14 protein-coding genes and 2 tRNA genes are annotated in these 14,001 nt (G+C 63.8%); 13 read left to right on the top strand and 3 right to left on the bottom strand.

The features are described from left to right. Positions 1–31: 31 nt before the first annotated feature. The 3 genes from BLS87_RS04765 to BLS87_RS04755 all read left to right on the top strand — a co-directional run bounded on the left by BLS87_RS04765 (position 32) and on the right by BLS87_RS04755 (position 3,908). A complete protein-coding gene (locus BLS87_RS04765) occupies positions 32–2,707 on the top strand; it encodes an excinuclease ABC subunit UvrA (RefSeq protein WP_074750599.1) in 2,676 nt (891 codons plus the stop codon). A gap of 102 nt (positions 2,708–2,809) precedes the next feature. Then, on the top strand, positions 2,810–3,058 hold the full coding sequence (locus tag BLS87_RS04760; protein WP_074750597.1) for a hypothetical protein: 249 nt from the start codon (positions 2,810–2,812) through the stop codon (positions 3,056–3,058). 172 nt (positions 3,059–3,230) lie between these two features. Further along, the gene (locus tag BLS87_RS04755) at positions 3,231–3,908 is read left to right on the top strand and encodes a YoaK family protein (protein WP_074751356.1); all 678 of its coding nucleotides are present in this window, start codon (positions 3,231–3,233) and stop codon (positions 3,906–3,908) included. Between the two features lie 107 nt (positions 3,909–4,015). Here the strand turns inward: BLS87_RS04755 and BLS87_RS04750 are convergent. The 3 genes from BLS87_RS04750 to BLS87_RS04740 all read right to left on the bottom strand — a co-directional run bounded on the left by BLS87_RS04750 (position 4,016) and on the right by BLS87_RS04740 (position 5,299). Then, positions 4,016–4,102 (bottom strand) — tRNA-Leu (locus BLS87_RS04750). Between the two features lie 172 nt (positions 4,103–4,274). After that, positions 4,275–4,348: transfer RNA gene (locus BLS87_RS04745), tRNA-Cys, on the bottom strand. Between the two features lie 450 nt (positions 4,349–4,798). After that, positions 4,799–5,299 (bottom strand): DUF305 domain-containing protein, encoded by a 501-nt coding sequence (locus BLS87_RS04740; protein WP_003098996.1) that lies wholly within the window; start codon positions 5,297–5,299, stop codon positions 4,799–4,801. A gap of 450 nt (positions 5,300–5,749) precedes the next feature. Here BLS87_RS04740 and BLS87_RS04735 point away from each other — a divergent pair, with 450 nt between their 5' ends. The 10 genes from BLS87_RS04735 (at position 5,750) to BLS87_RS04690 (ending at position 13,746) form a co-directional block, all read left to right on the top strand. Continuing rightward, positions 5,750–6,496, top strand: coding sequence for a hypothetical protein (locus BLS87_RS04735; protein WP_003098991.1), 747 nt, complete (start codon positions 5,750–5,752; stop codon positions 6,494–6,496). A gap of 118 nt (positions 6,497–6,614) precedes the next feature. Beyond that, the gene (locus BLS87_RS04730; protein WP_003090093.1) at positions 6,615–6,827 is read left to right on the top strand and encodes an AlpA family transcriptional regulator; all 213 of its coding nucleotides are present in this window, start codon (positions 6,615–6,617) and stop codon (positions 6,825–6,827) included. 42 nt (positions 6,828–6,869) lie between these two features. Continuing rightward, the gene (locus BLS87_RS04725) at positions 6,870–7,745 is read left to right on the top strand and encodes a ParA family protein (protein ID WP_003098988.1); all 876 of its coding nucleotides are present in this window, start codon (positions 6,870–6,872) and stop codon (positions 7,743–7,745) included. Continuing rightward, complete coding sequence (locus BLS87_RS04720; protein ID WP_003050422.1) at positions 7,729–7,998, top strand: hypothetical protein; 270 nt, start codon at positions 7,729–7,731, stop codon at positions 7,996–7,998. Before BLS87_RS04725 ends, BLS87_RS04720 begins: the two co-directional genes overlap by 17 nt. Then, positions 7,991–9,670 (top strand): ParB family protein, encoded by a 1,680-nt coding sequence (locus BLS87_RS04715; RefSeq protein ID WP_004350508.1) that lies wholly within the window; start codon positions 7,991–7,993, stop codon positions 9,668–9,670. Before BLS87_RS04720 ends, BLS87_RS04715 begins: the two co-directional genes overlap by 8 nt. Before the next feature lie 14 nt (positions 9,671–9,684). Continuing rightward, on the top strand, positions 9,685–10,245 hold the full coding sequence (locus tag BLS87_RS04710; protein WP_003090097.1) for a DUF2857 domain-containing protein: 561 nt from the start codon (positions 9,685–9,687) through the stop codon (positions 10,243–10,245). Positions 10,246–10,248: 3 nt separating this feature from the next. Next, entirely contained in the window at positions 10,249–11,487 is a 1,239-nt protein-coding gene (locus tag BLS87_RS04705) for an STY4528 family pathogenicity island replication protein (RefSeq protein WP_003116837.1), read from the top strand. 429 nt (positions 11,488–11,916) lie between these two features. Continuing rightward, positions 11,917–12,708, top strand: coding sequence for a PFL_4669 family integrating conjugative element protein (locus BLS87_RS04700; RefSeq protein ID WP_003116836.1), 792 nt, complete (start codon positions 11,917–11,919; stop codon positions 12,706–12,708). Then, entirely contained in the window at positions 12,705–13,232 is a 528-nt protein-coding gene (locus BLS87_RS04695) for a DUF3158 family protein (RefSeq protein WP_003098978.1), read from the top strand. The genes BLS87_RS04700 and BLS87_RS04695 overlap by 4 nt, the downstream gene beginning before the upstream one ends. A 73-nt stretch (positions 13,233–13,305) precedes the next feature. Beyond that, on the top strand, positions 13,306–13,746 hold the full coding sequence (locus BLS87_RS04690) for a single-stranded DNA-binding protein (RefSeq protein ID WP_003098976.1): 441 nt from the start codon (positions 13,306–13,308) through the stop codon (positions 13,744–13,746). The last annotated feature ends 255 nt before the right edge of the window (positions 13,747–14,001 follow it).

Below are 14,001 nucleotides of genomic sequence, written 5' to 3'. Positions count from 1 at the left end.
TCCCCTGCCACCCGCGACCCAAGGCCCGCACATGACCACCGCGCCACATTTGCCTGACGATGCCGATACACAATCCCCTGCTTCCTTTACCGTCGCGCCTGACCAACCCGGTTTTGTTCGCGTGCGTGGCGCTCGCGAGCACAACCTCAAAGACGTCGACGTCGATATCCCCCGCGACGCGCTCGTGGTGTTTACCGGGGTTTCCGGATCGGGCAAGTCGTCACTGGCGTTCTCCACGTTGTATGCCGAAGCTCAACGCCGCTATTTCGAATCGGTCGCGCCTTACGCGCGACGCTTGATCGATCAAGTCGGCGTGCCCAACGTCGACTCCATCGAGGGCTTGCCACCGGCCGTGGCCTTGCAGCAACAACGCGGTACGCCGAGCACACGCTCATCGGTCGGGAGCGTCACCACGCTGTCCAGCCTGATCCGCATGCTGTATTCGCGGGCGGGCAACTACCCGCCCGGGCAACCGATGCTGTACGCCGAGGACTTCTCACCCAACCTGCCCCAGGGCGCATGCCCTGAATGTCATGGGCTGGGCCGCGTTTATGAAGTGTCCGAGGACCTGATGGTCCCCGACGACTCCTTGACCATTCGCCAACGCGCTGTCGCCTCCTGGCCGCTGGCGTGGCAAGGGCAGAACCAGCGCGACATCCTCGTCACCCTTGGTTACGACGTCGACATCCCTTGGCGTGATCTGCCGAAAAAACAACGCGACTGGATTCTGTTCACCGAGGAGCAACCCACCGTCCCGGTGTATGCAGGCCTGACCCCTGAAGAAACCCGAGTGGCACTCAAACGCAAGTTGGAGCCCAGCTATCAGGGCACCTTCACCGGCGCCCGTCGCTACGTGCTGCACACCTTCACCCACTCGCAAAGCGCCTTGATGAAAAAGCGCGTATCGCAATTCATGCGCGGCAGCCCCTGCCCGTTGTGCAATGGCAAGCGACTGAAGCGCGAAGCCCTCTCTGTCACTTTTGCCGGTCTGGACATCGGTGAACTCTCACGCATGCCGCTGCTGCGACTGGCTGAAGTCCTGCGCCCGGTGGCTAAAGGCGCATTCGACGCCAACCCCGACAGCCACGCCCTTGATCGTCAGCAGATCGACAACGCGCGCAAGCAACGCGTCAAGGCCGGCGGCGCCTCACACGACAGCGCGCCCGACGTCCGGGCGACGCCGAACCTGTCGATCGAGAAGCGCCTGGCGGCTCAGCGGATTGCGCAGGACTTGCTCGCACGGGTCAGCACCCTGACCGGTCTTGGCCTGGGCTATCTTGCCCTGGAGCGCAGCACGCCAACACTGTCTTCGGGCGAACTGCAACGCCTGCGCCTGGCGACGCAACTCGGGTCTCAGCTGTTTGGCGTGATCTACGTACTGGATGAACCGTCAGCCGGACTGCACCCTGCAGACAGCGAAGCGCTGTTTGCGGCCCTTCAGCAACTGAAGGCTTCGGGTAATTCCCTCTTCGTTGTCGAGCACGATCTGGAGACCATGCGCCGTGCCGACTGGTTGATCGACGTTGGCCCCGCTGCCGGTGAACATGGGGGGCGCATTCTTTACAGCGGCCCGCCAGCAGGACTGGCGCAGATCCAGGCGTCACAAACCCGCCTGCACCTGTTCGCCGAACACAGCGACCTGCGCACCGCAAGGCGCACCGCAACCGGTTGGCTGCGCCTGGAAGGCATCACACGAAACAATCTCAATGACCTCGCGGCCGAGTTTCCGCTGGGATGCTTTAGCGCCGTGACCGGCATTTCCGGCTCAGGCAAGTCCAGCCTCGTCAGTCAGGCGTTACTGGAGCTGGTCGGCGCGGAACTGGGCCGCTCTGCTGCCAGCAATAACGACCAGGAAGAACCCAGCCTCGAAGATGATGCTCCGCAGCCTACAGGCGGGCGCATCACGGAAGGACTCGACGCCATCAAGCGATTGGTCCAAGTGGATCAGAAACCCATTGGCAGAACCCCTCGCTCCAACCTGGCGACCTACACCGGCCTGTTCGACAACGTCCGCAAACTCTTCGCAGCCACCGAAGACGCGAAAGCGGCAGGCTACGACGCCGGTCAGTTCTCCTTCAACGTTGCCAAAGGCCGTTGTCCGGTCTGCGAAGGGGAAGGCTTCGTCAGTGTCGAGCTGTTGTTCATGCCGAGCGTTTACGCGCCCTGCCCGACCTGCCACGGGGCCCGCTACAACCCCGACACCCTCGCCATCCGTTGGCAAAACCTCAACATTGCCCAAGTGCTGCAACTGACCGTCGAGCAGGCCGTCGATGTATTCGTCGACCAACCGGCCGTGCTCAGGTCACTGACCGTTCTTCGTGATATCGGTTTGGGCTACCTGCGGCTGGGGCAGCCCGCGACAGAACTGTCAGGCGGCGAAGCGCAACGCATCAAACTGGCAACGGAACTGCAACGCACGCAGCGCGGCGCCACGCTATACGTGCTGGACGAACCGACGACAGGACTGCACCCGACCGATGTGGACCGCCTGCTCAAACAACTCAATGCGCTGGTGGACGGCGGACACACAGTCATCGTCGTCGAGCATGAAATGCGCGTCGTGGCGCAGAGTGACTGGGTGATCGATATCGGGCCAGGGGCGGGCGACCAAGGCGGTAAAGTCGTCGCGAGCGGCACACCGGAAAAGGTCGCGAAGGCCAAGGTCAGCCGAACAGCCCCGTTTTTGCGGGCGATCATCGCGGGCTGAACAATGCGCTGGCGTGTCGGACAGTGTTCCACTCGTCCGCTCGCCAGCACCTTCAGACCCGCATCGCCTCAAACTCCACACACCCTTGAAGAGGTTACGATCATGAACAGGTTAATCACTGGGTTAGTGCTGACGGGCCTGCTGTCGGCCGGCCCGTTACTGGCGGTCGCGCAAGATAACGATCCCAAGACTGCACTGCCCGTCGACAATCACGCGCAACCCAAGGAATCCAATCAAGAGAAAGCCAGCAAGAAAGGCGAAGAATCATCCGGCGCCAACGCGGGCGCAGAGACAGAGACGCTCCACAAGGAAGCAGCGACCGCAAACGGAGAGAAGCAGGAAGGGAAATAGATGCGTGAGGCCCTTGGTCCCGCCTCACGGGATTGAGCCCAGGCCTTGGGCCAAGCTGTTTCGACCGCCCGTTTGCACCTCCAACTTGCTAAAGTGGCGTCTGCCGAGCTAACCCGCTCTTCCCTACGACGCGCTTGATGATTGTGACGAGGTAACGGTGCTTCCTGATGCGATGACCGTAAATGTGGCGGGCAAGCGATTCGCTCGCCTCAGGGGACGTGTCGGGCTTTTGTTTGTCGGCACACTGTCCGTTATCGCAGGCATGACCGACGCAATCGGATTCATGGTCACCGGCGACTTCGTCTCGTTTATGAGCGGTAATACCACGCGGCTGGCGGTTTCAATCGACCAGTCAAACGCTGCCCTCGCCCTTCATATCAGCATGCTCATCGCAGCCTTTGTCATCGGAAATGCGCTGGGCGTCATGGCTGCCCGTTTTTCCAGGCGACGCGCCTGGCCGCTGCTCCTGGCGATTGGTGTCTTGCTCTGCCTGTGCGGAGTGTCGGGTGAAGGTGCCGCCCCGTTCCTCCTGGCCGTGATCTCGATGGGGATGATCAATGCCGTTGTCGAGGAAGTGAACGGCCTGCCGATCGGACTGACCTACGTGACGGGAGCGCTGTCCAGGTTTGGACGAGGGTTAGGCCGCTGGTGCCTGGGCGAACGTCGCAATGGTTGGCGCGTGCAGCTCATTCCTTGGGCGGGGATGCTGGGCGGCGCCATTGTGGGAGGCCTTTTGGCTCAAGCCTTCGGGATCAAGGCGATGGTCGTTAGCGGACTGTCCACGTTGATATTGGCCGCAGTGTCCGCCGCCATTCCCCGCAGTTGGCAGCTTCGGTTTATGCCGCGCTGAACGAGCGGTTGGAGCTGCCATGCCAGCGCTTGGATCAACGAAGTCATTGTCGAGAACGCAGAAACGACTCAGCCGCTCAGGATTGCTCCACAAGCGGCTGATCTAGATGGTGCCCCGAGCCGGAGTCGAACCGGCACATCCTTTCGGACGACGGATTTTAAGTCCGGTGTGTCTACCAATTTCACCATCAGGGCGAGGTGCATGCAGCGGTGTAGCAACGCCACTGTCATGGCTGACAAGAGCTGGGAATATATACATCCCATCCCAGTGAAGCAAGCTTGATGTGCCTCAAAATGAGACAGAAAATCTTTCTCAGCACCAATAAAAAAGCTCTGTAAATCAGCGATCTACAGAGCTCGTTTATAGTGGAGGCCGAGGTCGGAATCGAACCGGCGTAAGCGGATTTGCAATCCGCGGCATAACCATTTTGCTACTCGGCCTCAAACGTTAAGTGCTCTAACCACTAACACTAAACGCGTACAAACTGGAGCGGGAAACGAGTCATGCACTAGAGCGCTAAGTCTCTGTTTCCCAATCACTTTCTCCACTGTGGTGATCAGCGAAGAACTCAATTATAGCCTTGTTTTTCGCCCTCGGCAACAAAGTTCATCCAACCACTTCCACCAGCGTCCAAGGATGATCCATCCACCCGTCGTTACGCCTGATGCGTCCAGCTGCTGAGCGGGTTCGCTATCGAACTCCAACTTGCGACGATCATGACTTGCGCTCGCTCCGCAGGCAGCGCGGGGTGGTGTCGCGTGGACTACCTGGCACCTGGACGGCTGTAGGACACAACCGCCGGCATCGGAACACCGCAAGTACTCATCTTTACATCGCTGCGGCTAACTTCGCCGGAGCGCAACGCGGCGCCAGTGTAGTGGCAGCCAGCCTCAACGAAGGCGTGCAGCAATCCGGTTCATCTGCTCGATCTCCGCGCGCTGGCCATCGGAAATCGCTTGGCATAGGTTGACGAGTTCCGGATCTGAGAGCTGCGCCTCGCGGCACATGAGGATCGCTCCCGAATGGTGCGGGACCATAGACGCGATGAACTGTCGATCGCCGATTCCGGTTTGAGCACGGGTAGCGGCAAAAGAACCGAGTGTGAGAACGGCAAACAAGCCGTACAGCACGAGATTGAGCCGCCGGTTTGGAAACATGCCGGGCATTGTCGCTAGCATGAAGATGCCCATTGGCGCCCACATAGTGACCGCCATGTAGAGCATGTTGAGATTGTTTCTGAAGTCCCTGGCGCCGTCGATCATGCTGAACATTACGAAGTACATGACGACGAGGCCCAACACCATGTTCACCCAGAACTTGGCGTATGGTCGGCCGTGCTTACCCATCTGACCGGATGTGTGATGTTGATGTTCATGGGAATGTTCAGCCATCTCCGTCTCCTATGTGCTGGGGCAACCTGGCAGGGTCACTGGTACTGCGGCAGATACTTTGTCGATATATCAGCATGTGGAGCGATGCATCACTAACCGCTGATTTCCAGTCCCCAACTGGACGTAGGGGCGTCGAACGCTTCAACTCGCTGGTCTTGAACCGTCTGGATATCAGACCATACCAAATCGGTCTTGATGGGCTTTGCGCCACCTATGACGCTGGTACCGTGAGCGCCAATATCGAGCTTGCGTCCTCATCGCTCGATGGGCCGGCAACTGATCGATTCTTGCATATCAAGCAAGACAAGGCCACCTGCGGCGGACGCCAATGGCCTCCTCCGCCTTCGCTTAGGGCATCGCCTCAAGCGTCCGTCGCAGGCCATAACGACACAACAGCCCTTGGGCAAGAAAGGAGCCGGTGATGTAGCGCACCCGAAAGGAGACGAAGACATGCACAAGGACATTTCAACATCAAAGGTGTTCTATCGTCCCATCGAGGCGGCCATCCGATGGGCTGGGTTGCTGCGGTATCTCCCGATGATCCTGGCCACGATCGCGTCACCGCGTGTCCTGCCTCGGTCGCTGAACTGCCCTCGATGGAATGAGTGCCGGCTGCACTCGGAACGTATCTATGACGGCATCCTCAACGGAGAGCTGCCCTACGGCAAGAACGGGATCACGCTCAATGATCCGAACCTGCTCAATTCTCTGGATCTGACTGTTCGCCATGTCGATCTAAAACGCTGGATGCGCACCCACTATCCCGAGCACCGGCCAGGATTTCTGTTCAGCCGTGGCGAACGCATGGCGCATCCTTTCATCACCATGGAAACAGGACAGGCGATCCTCGTGGAGCGGCTGGCCCTTCAGGCCGCGCTTGAACAAGCCCGACGTGAGATGCGAGAACTGCAGGAGCAGCACGACACGCTACTCAAGCAATCCTCGGTGCTGTTGGCATCCAAGCAATGCGAGATCAGCGAACGGGCGGAAACGACCTATCTCAACATCATTGGAGGGATGTTGACGCTGATGCTGAGCCAGTCGCCTTCAGGCGTGCCCTATTCCAGCTTCAAAACGCAGGAGGCCCTTGTCTCTGCATTGGTCGCCCACTACGGCGGCACCATGGGCATCACTGAGCGCACCTTAAACGGAAAGTTCGCCAACGCTAAGAGGTACGTTCGTAGCGCAAGCGCATGAGGTTATCCAGCTTGTATGTGCAATCGCGGAGATTGCATTTGCAATGTCTTTCCGCAGCCAGGTCTATTGAATAGAGGTCACGCCAACAAACGCCACCGAGCGTTCAGGAGTGACCGCCATGTCGCAGACCCCTGTACTCCCGCCGAACGAGCGCCGCATCCTGCGGCTCGATGAAGTCGAAGCGAAGTCCGGCTTCAAACGCGCCCACATCTACAACCTGATGAAGAAGCGCCAGTTCCCTCAGGCGCTGCGCCTGGGCGTGCGCGCTGTCGGCTGGGATTCGATCGAAATCGACCAGTGGATCGCCGAGCGCCTCAACCACCGGACCTGACCCGCTCTCCCGCGGACTTCCCATTCCCAGCCGGAGAGCGCCATGCAGGTCGTGTCCATCATTTCAACGAAGGGCGGCGTCGGCAAGACCACGACGGCCGCCAACCTGGGCGGGCTCGCCGCGGACGCGGGCCTGCGCGTGCTGCTGCTCGATCTCGACGTGCAGCCCACCTTGTCCTCCTACTACGAACTGACCCAGCGCGCGCCGGGCGGCATCTATGAGCTGTTGGCCTTCAACGAGCGCGACCTTGGCCAGCTCGTGTCCCGCACGATCATCGCGGGCCTGGACCTGGTGCTGTCCGACGACCACCGGGGCGAGCTGAACACGTTGTTGCTGCATGCGCCGGATGGCCGCCTGCGGTTGCGGCATCTGCTGCCAGCACTTGCTCCCCTCTACGACCTGGTGCTGATCGACACCCAGGGCGCGCGTTCCGTGCTGCTGGAGATGGCGGTGCTCGCCTCCGATCTCGCGCTGTCGCCCGTCACGCCGGAGATCCTCGCGGCACGCGAGCTGCGGCGCGGCACCATGCAGTTGCTCGAAGACATTGCGCCGTACCGGCACCTGGGCATCGAACCGCCGCCGCTGCACTTGCTCATCAACCGCGTCCACCCGGTGTCCGCCAACGCACGGCTGATCCAGCAGGCCTTGCGCGACCTGTTCCAGGACAGCGCCGGCATCCGCGTGCTCGCCACCGACGTGCCGGCCATAGAAGCGTATCCACGTGCCGCAACGCGCGGCCTGCCGGTGCATCGGGTCGAGCACCGCCAGCCGCCCGGCAGAGTCGCCCCTGCCGCGCTCGACACGATGCGCGCGCTCGCCAGCGAGTTGTTCCCGCAATGGCAGGACCGACTGGCTCAAGTATCCGGCCGCCCGCAGCGACCTCTTGATCCTGGGAGGCCCCATGGCGAACGCACATGAGCTGGCCCGCGGCCACAAGCGGCTGCGCGCCCTGATCGAGTTCGCGGTCGGTGAGGGCTGGCACGTCAAGCGCACGCCGGGCGGGCACCTCAAGTTCACCAAGGCCGGCTGCGCGGCGATCTACACGAGTTCGACAGCGAGTGACCACCGGGCCGAATTGAACGCCCGTGCGCAGATCCGCCGCGCCGAGCGAGAGGCCCGCATGGCGCCGGCCGGCGGTCGTGGGGACTGCGAGGGGTGCGGCCATGGCTGACATGACCTCGCAGGACATGGCAGGCAAGCTGCTCGCGGCCGGCTTCGAGCGCAGCGGCCCAGCGGCTACGGCCTTGAGCGACCCGATCGCGGACACGCCCATGGTCGTGACGCTGGACCAGTTGCGGCCCTACGACCATGACCCGCGCATGAAGCGCAACCCGGCTTACGAGGAAATCAAGGCATCCATCCGCGAGCGCGGCCTGGACGCGGCGCCGGCCATCACGCGCAGGCCCGGCGAGGACCACTACATCATCCGCAACGGCGGCAACACGCGACTGGCGATCCTGCGCGAACTCTGGTCGGAGACCAAGGAAGAACGCTTCTTCCGCATATCGTGCCTGTTCCGACCATGGCCGGAGCGCGGTGAAATCGTCGCGCTGACCGGGCATCTTGCCGAGAACGAACTGCGCGGCGGCCTCACGTTCATCGAGCGCGCGCTCGGCGTCGAGAAAGCACGGGAGTTCTACGAGCAGGAGAGCGGCGCCGCCCTGAGCCAGTCGGAACTGGCCCGCCGCCTGGCGGCCGATGGCTTCCCCGTCCAGCGGTCGCACATCACCCGCATGGCCGACGCGGTGCGCTACCTGCTGCCCGCCATTCCCACTGTGCTCTATGGCGGCCTGGGGCGCCACCAGGTCGAGCGGCTGTCGGTCATGCGCACGGCCTGCAAACGCACCTGGGAGCACTACGCCAAGGACCGTTCGCTGCCGCTGGACTTCGACAGTTTCTTTCAGGAGGTGCTGGCGCAGTTCGACACGCAGGGCGACGAGTTCGCGCCGCAGCGCGTGCAAGACGAGCTGATCGGCCAGATGTCCGAGCTGCTGGGCATCGGCTACGACGTGCTGGCGCTGGACCTGACCGAATCGGAAAGCCGCCACCGGGCGCTGGTCAGTGACCCGACGCCACCTGCGGCGCAGCCGGCGTTGCCTTCGCCCACCGCCGGCACGCCGACTCCGCCGGGCGCAGCATCGTCCATCGCCACGCCTGCAGCGGCGGCCGGTCCTCCACCCGCCAGCCCTCCGGCGTCCGAGCCCACCTTGCGCCACGACGACACGGCGGTTGGCGAAGCGGCCACGGGAAGCCAGCCGGCCGCACCGGGCGATCTGCTTCGCGAGCACATCGTCTCGCCAGCACCGACGACAGAACGGCTCCAATCGATCCAGCGCATGGTCGCCGACCAGTTGGGCGATGCGCTGCCGCCCGACTTCTCGGCGAGCGTGCTGCAGTCCATCCCGGTGCAAGCCGGCGGACTCTATCCGATCTCCGACGTCTGGTACATCGACGCCGGCCTGGACACGCCCGATCGGCTGCGCATCCACATCGCGCAGTTCGCGCGCGAGATCGCCGGGGAGGCAGGCCTGGACGAGTGCATCGAGGATCGCGCCGATGGCATCGGGTTTGCGTGCCGCGCCCGCGGCCAAGCCCCGTCGCCGCTCGGCCGCGCGGTGCTGACGCTGCTCACTTCCCTGACGGGTCAGCCCGTCGCCGAAGCGGGCCTGGACGGCGCGCAGCTCGCCGCCGACCTGCCGACCCTGTTGCACGGCCAGAGCCAAGGCCATGGCAGCGGCGCAAGGCGCTTGAGCGACACGGCGTTGGTCAAGCTCTTTCGGCTGCTGCGCCTCGCCCGGCGTCTGCTGGACCTGGAAGCCGGCACCACGGCGCCCGGGACGTGAGCGAGGGAGGCCGCATGTCCACATCGCATCCGCTCAACCAGGCCGTGATTGCCCAGGCGCTGTATGACCTTCGCAACGGCCAACTGCGCCGCTGCAAGGCCATGGGCTTCGGCGAGGCCGAGCTGGATGCGCTCAAGCACCCCGCGCTGATCAGCGTGCTGGCCAACGCCAGCGTCTCGTGGTGCTCGGTCACGGTCAACCGCGAAGTGCTGCAGCGCCTGCTCAACCAGGCACAGGACGTGGAGAAGGAAATCGCCACGGTCGATCGCATGCTGCGGCTGGGGGCCAGCACGGAGATGGTCAGCCGCTTCTATGGCCTGACCCATCAGGAAGTCGCCCTGCGGCGGGAGATCCTCGGCCTGCCCAAGCGCAAGGGGCGCCACCCCGTCCTGGACGAGACCCAGGACACCGAACTGTGGCGGCAATGGAAAGCCGTGACCAGCAGCAGGAACGTCGATCTGGAGGACGAGACCTCGATTCTCGATGCGGCCATGGACCTGGCCGAGGGCATGTCGCTGCCGCTCTCGGTGGTCTGGGCCGCGATCAGGAACTGGGTCGATCAGGGATTGGGCTAGGCCATGGCCGTGGACGACACCGCCCCACGAGCCCAGCGCCCTGGCCCCATCGCACTCGCCGACCTGTTCGACGCTGCGCTGAAGGACCTCGCGCCCAAGTCCAGCTCTGGCGCTCCCGCGTCCCTGCCTGCTCCAACGCCCACGCCTCCTACGTCCGGCGACGCCTTCCTGTTCAGTGGCAATCGGCACGAGAGCGTGCCGCGGCGGCTGTTCCTCGACCGCCGCCTGACACCGCTGGAGCGCAACGCCTGGCAGGTGTTCCGATTGATGCTCAACGACGATGGCGTCACGGCATTTCCCACCTATGAGCAGTTGCGCCCCTGGCTGGCGTCGATGCCCTGCGCAGGCCAGGCCTCCCATGAGACCGTGGCGCGGGCGCTGACGCTGCTGCGCCTGACGCGCTGGCTGAGCCTCGTGCGACGACGGCGCGACCCCAAGACCGGTCGCATCCTCGGCAACCTCTACGTCCTGCACGACGAACCGCTGACGCCGTTCGAGGCGATGCAACTCGACGCCGACTACCTGGCCCTGGTCAGCCAGTCGCTGGGGCATTCGGCCAAGGCCGTCCAGGTGGTGGGACTCAACACCCTCCAGGAGATCGCGGACGACCCGATGCTGTCCGGACGCACCTTGCCGTCGCGGCTGCAAGTGCTCGCCGAGCGCCTGGCCGACCAGGGCATCACCGCCTCCGAAAGTTATCCACAGGAGGATGCGGTCCACGATTCCGAAGAAGGGCCCGCGAGCCTTCTTCGGAATGGCGATCGCCCATCTTCGGAATCCGAAGCAGGGCCGAAACCCGCGCCAGACGGCGCTCTTCGGAATTCGAAGCAGGACCGTACAGTACGTAGTAGTCGTATTGATGAAGTACGTACTACCGCGCAGGCGCGTGCGCTGGGCGACCTGCAATGGCCCAAGCGCTTCGCGGAACTGAAGGCGGAACAGCAGGCCGGAGCCAAGATGGCGTTGCAGCAGGTGGACGCTGCCCTGCGGCAGGCCGTGCTGGACGAATGGGCCGCACGGTGCGGCAAGCATGGCATCCGCAACCCCGCCGGTTATCTGTTCGGCATCATCCAGCGCGCCATGCGCGGCGAGTTCAATGCCTGGGCCAAGCAGACCGGCCCGGCACCGCCAACACCATCGGCGGCGCGAGCGCCACCAACCGAGCCGCCGCGCAACGTCGTGCCGCCCGAGGTGGCCCGGCAGCACATCGAGCGCCTGCGCGATCTGCTGCGCAAATCCTGAGCACAGGGCTTGTCAAAGCCGTGAAGTAGATCTCCATGGCGGTCGGCAGAAACGGTCCCCTGGGGACGGCTGTGCGGTGAAGCGCCGGGCGACGGCGCGACATGCTGCGCAAAACCTGAGTAGAGCGCATGCAAGACCATGAAGCAGACCTCCATGGCGCTCAACGGAACGGTCCCCTGGGGACGGCTGCGCGGCGAAGGATCGTGTCGAACGGCAGCGCGACGTGCGGTGCAGCACGCATACCGTCAACAACCGAGGACGGGAACGCCGATGTGAGTGCCCATCTGCGGAGCGGTCCCCAGGGGACCGTTGCGCGCTGCGCCGCCAGCGCGCACAGAACCGGGGGTCGGCTCATTTCGGTTTGTTGACTGACTGCCTTCCGCTGCATGCGGATGCTGGCGGCTCCCTGTCCACCAGCGAGCGATCACCATGGCAACCAGCAACGAACCATTGCAACTCAACCTCGGCTCCCTGCGCAGCGCGATGTCGCTGACGCTGCACACCCACCACGCCTCGCGCATCTGGCATGGCCGCGCCGCCGCCGAGGGGCGACCCGGCATCGTCGGCCTGAACGGCTACATCGCCGTGATGAACAAGATGAAGCGCGGCTCGGAGCAGGACGACCCGTACAGCGACTGGTGGATGTTGCGCATCGAGGAAAAGCTCGACCAGACCAGGACCACGTTGCAATCGCTGCGCGAGCAGGTTGACCAGGCACTGGCCGGCGTGCCTGCGGCGTTGAGCCTGGGTGAGAACCTCAACGTGCAGCCGGTGAAGCTCCCCTTGTTCGTGAACGCGCAGCTCGGCTTTGCCGCCGTCTATCTGCTGGCCGACTACGACGACATCGCCCGCAAGCTGATCCTCGCCCACCACACCGCGCTGATCGATCGCTCGACGTTGGAGCGCTGGCTCAACGAAGGTGCCCACGCGCTGCGCAGCCTGTTCAGCCTGGCCCAGCAATACCGCTACTCGGGCTGCACCCGCGACGACTTCGCGGCCAAGAACGCCGCAGCTCGGGCAGCATTGGAGAAGTTCGGCGAACTGCCGCAGGACGTGCTCGAAGGCATGCGCCGCTCGAAGTTTGCGCCGCCCGTCGTGCGCCGTGGTCTGCAACAGCGTGGTGATAGCGCTGCCGCAGCCGCATCTCCCACCGACGAAGGCGCTGCCGCCGATTCGGCCGAGGCCAAGTCCACAGCCGCCGGCGAGGACGAACCGGCATGAGCGACCCGAACCGCGAACCGCGCTACTTCCGTCGTCTGGAACAGCCAGCCTTCATGCGGCTGGAACACGCGGCCTCTCTAAAAGGCCTTTTAAAGCCTTTTAAAGGTAAAGGGGACTTCGAGGCCTGGGCCAGCCAGTGCTTCGCCATGCGCGACGAGTTGATTGCCCTGGCGCAGCGACAGGTGCTGCCACAGGCGTGCGGGCATCCCTTCCACCTGCTTCCCGTCGAGCTGGCCCAGCAGACCACTGGCGCAGGCACGACCTTTCTTCGCTGGCGCAAGCACGATCGATCGGCCATGGGCGTGGCGTTGTGGCAGGAGCTGATGGCGAGCCCCAGCACGCCGGTCAACCTGCTGCACGACCTGCACGAGATCGAACTGCAGCGCGTCATGCTGAACATGCAGATCAGCCTGCTGCACACCCTGGGCAGGCAAGCACAGGAATGCGCCAGCAAGGCCGCGCAGGCGGACAACACCTACCTGCGCCGGCTCGCGTCCGTTCCTGCCGCAGTGCGCGATCGGTGATTGCGCCTGCCATCCGAGCACGCGCCCGAGCCCAACGAGGCACGGGTATTTCAACCACCACGGAGATTCCAACATGAGCACACAATTCATCGGCGAGGGCAACATCGGATCGCCTCCCGAGTACCGCGAATTCCCCAATGGCAACGACGATCCTCGCCGGTTGCTCCGGCTGAACGTGTACTTCGACAACCCCGTCCCCACCAAGGGCGGCGAGTTCGAGGACCGCGGCGGCTTCTGGGCGCCGGTGGAACTCTGGCACCACGACGCCGACCGCTGGCAGCAGCTCTACCAGAAGGGCATGCGGGTGCTGGTCGTCGGCCGCATGGAGCGCGACCCCTGGACGGACAACGAAGATCAGCCGCGTGAGACTTGGCAGGTCAACGCGCGCAGTGTCGGCATCCTGCCGTACCGCATCGAGTCTGTGGCCCTCAGCCCGAAGCCACAGGAGGCAGAGCCGAAGCCCCAGGCCACCCAGGAATCGACGGCGCCGAAAGAGACCAAGCGCAGGAAGTGATCGGGCATGGAGGGCGGCTGCCGCAGTGCTTCGCCGCCCTCCATGCGCTGCGAATTATCCCCAGGGGATAGCTCCACCAACGTCCACCGAGTTCCACGCGCGCTCCCGGAAATCGCGGCTCTCGGCCCGCACACTTCCGGCCACGCACCTTCCCCGCACTCGCCATTTCATCGGCGTGAAAGCGGTCGCTGCCGCATGCGGCTTGTTTGCTGCTGCCAGGGGCTGCGCTCGGCATCCTCGATCCCAGCAACTCCA

The organism is Pseudomonas abietaniphila (genome assembly GCF_900100795.1).
GTDB lineage: Bacteria > Pseudomonadota > Gammaproteobacteria > Pseudomonadales > Pseudomonadaceae > Aquipseudomonas > Aquipseudomonas abietaniphila.
This window is presented reverse-complemented; position numbering and strand designations above follow the sequence as displayed.

What these genes read in the sequence shown, in the direction of transcription:
- BLS87_RS04765 (WP_074750599.1), top strand. Translation starts at nt 32, where the DNA reads ATGACCACCGCGCCACATTTGCCTGACGATGCCGATACACAATCCCCT.
- BLS87_RS04760 (WP_074750597.1), top strand. Translation starts at nt 2,810, where the DNA reads ATGAACAGGTTAATCACTGGGTTAGTGCTGACGGGCCTGCTGTCGGCC.
- BLS87_RS04755 (WP_074751356.1), top strand. Translation starts at nt 3,231, where the DNA reads ATGACCGTAAATGTGGCGGGCAAGCGATTCGCTCGCCTCAGGGGACGT.
- BLS87_RS04740 (WP_003098996.1), bottom strand. Translation starts at nt 5,299, where the DNA reads ATGGCTGAACATTCCCATGAACATCAACATCACACATCCGGTCAGATG.
- BLS87_RS04735 (WP_003098991.1), top strand. Translation starts at nt 5,750, where the DNA reads ATGCACAAGGACATTTCAACATCAAAGGTGTTCTATCGTCCCATCGAG.
- BLS87_RS04730 (WP_003090093.1), top strand. Translation starts at nt 6,615, where the DNA reads ATGTCGCAGACCCCTGTACTCCCGCCGAACGAGCGCCGCATCCTGCGG.
- BLS87_RS04725 (WP_003098988.1), top strand. Translation starts at nt 6,870, where the DNA reads ATGCAGGTCGTGTCCATCATTTCAACGAAGGGCGGCGTCGGCAAGACC.
- BLS87_RS04720 (WP_003050422.1), top strand. Translation starts at nt 7,729, where the DNA reads ATGGCGAACGCACATGAGCTGGCCCGCGGCCACAAGCGGCTGCGCGCC.
- BLS87_RS04715 (WP_004350508.1), top strand. Translation starts at nt 7,991, where the DNA reads ATGGCTGACATGACCTCGCAGGACATGGCAGGCAAGCTGCTCGCGGCC.
- BLS87_RS04710 (WP_003090097.1), top strand. Translation starts at nt 9,685, where the DNA reads ATGTCCACATCGCATCCGCTCAACCAGGCCGTGATTGCCCAGGCGCTG.
- BLS87_RS04705 (WP_003116837.1), top strand. Translation starts at nt 10,249, where the DNA reads ATGGCCGTGGACGACACCGCCCCACGAGCCCAGCGCCCTGGCCCCATC.
- BLS87_RS04700 (WP_003116836.1), top strand. Translation starts at nt 11,917, where the DNA reads ATGGCAACCAGCAACGAACCATTGCAACTCAACCTCGGCTCCCTGCGC.
- BLS87_RS04695 (WP_003098978.1), top strand. Translation starts at nt 12,705, where the DNA reads ATGAGCGACCCGAACCGCGAACCGCGCTACTTCCGTCGTCTGGAACAG.
- BLS87_RS04690 (WP_003098976.1), top strand. Translation starts at nt 13,306, where the DNA reads ATGAGCACACAATTCATCGGCGAGGGCAACATCGGATCGCCTCCCGAG.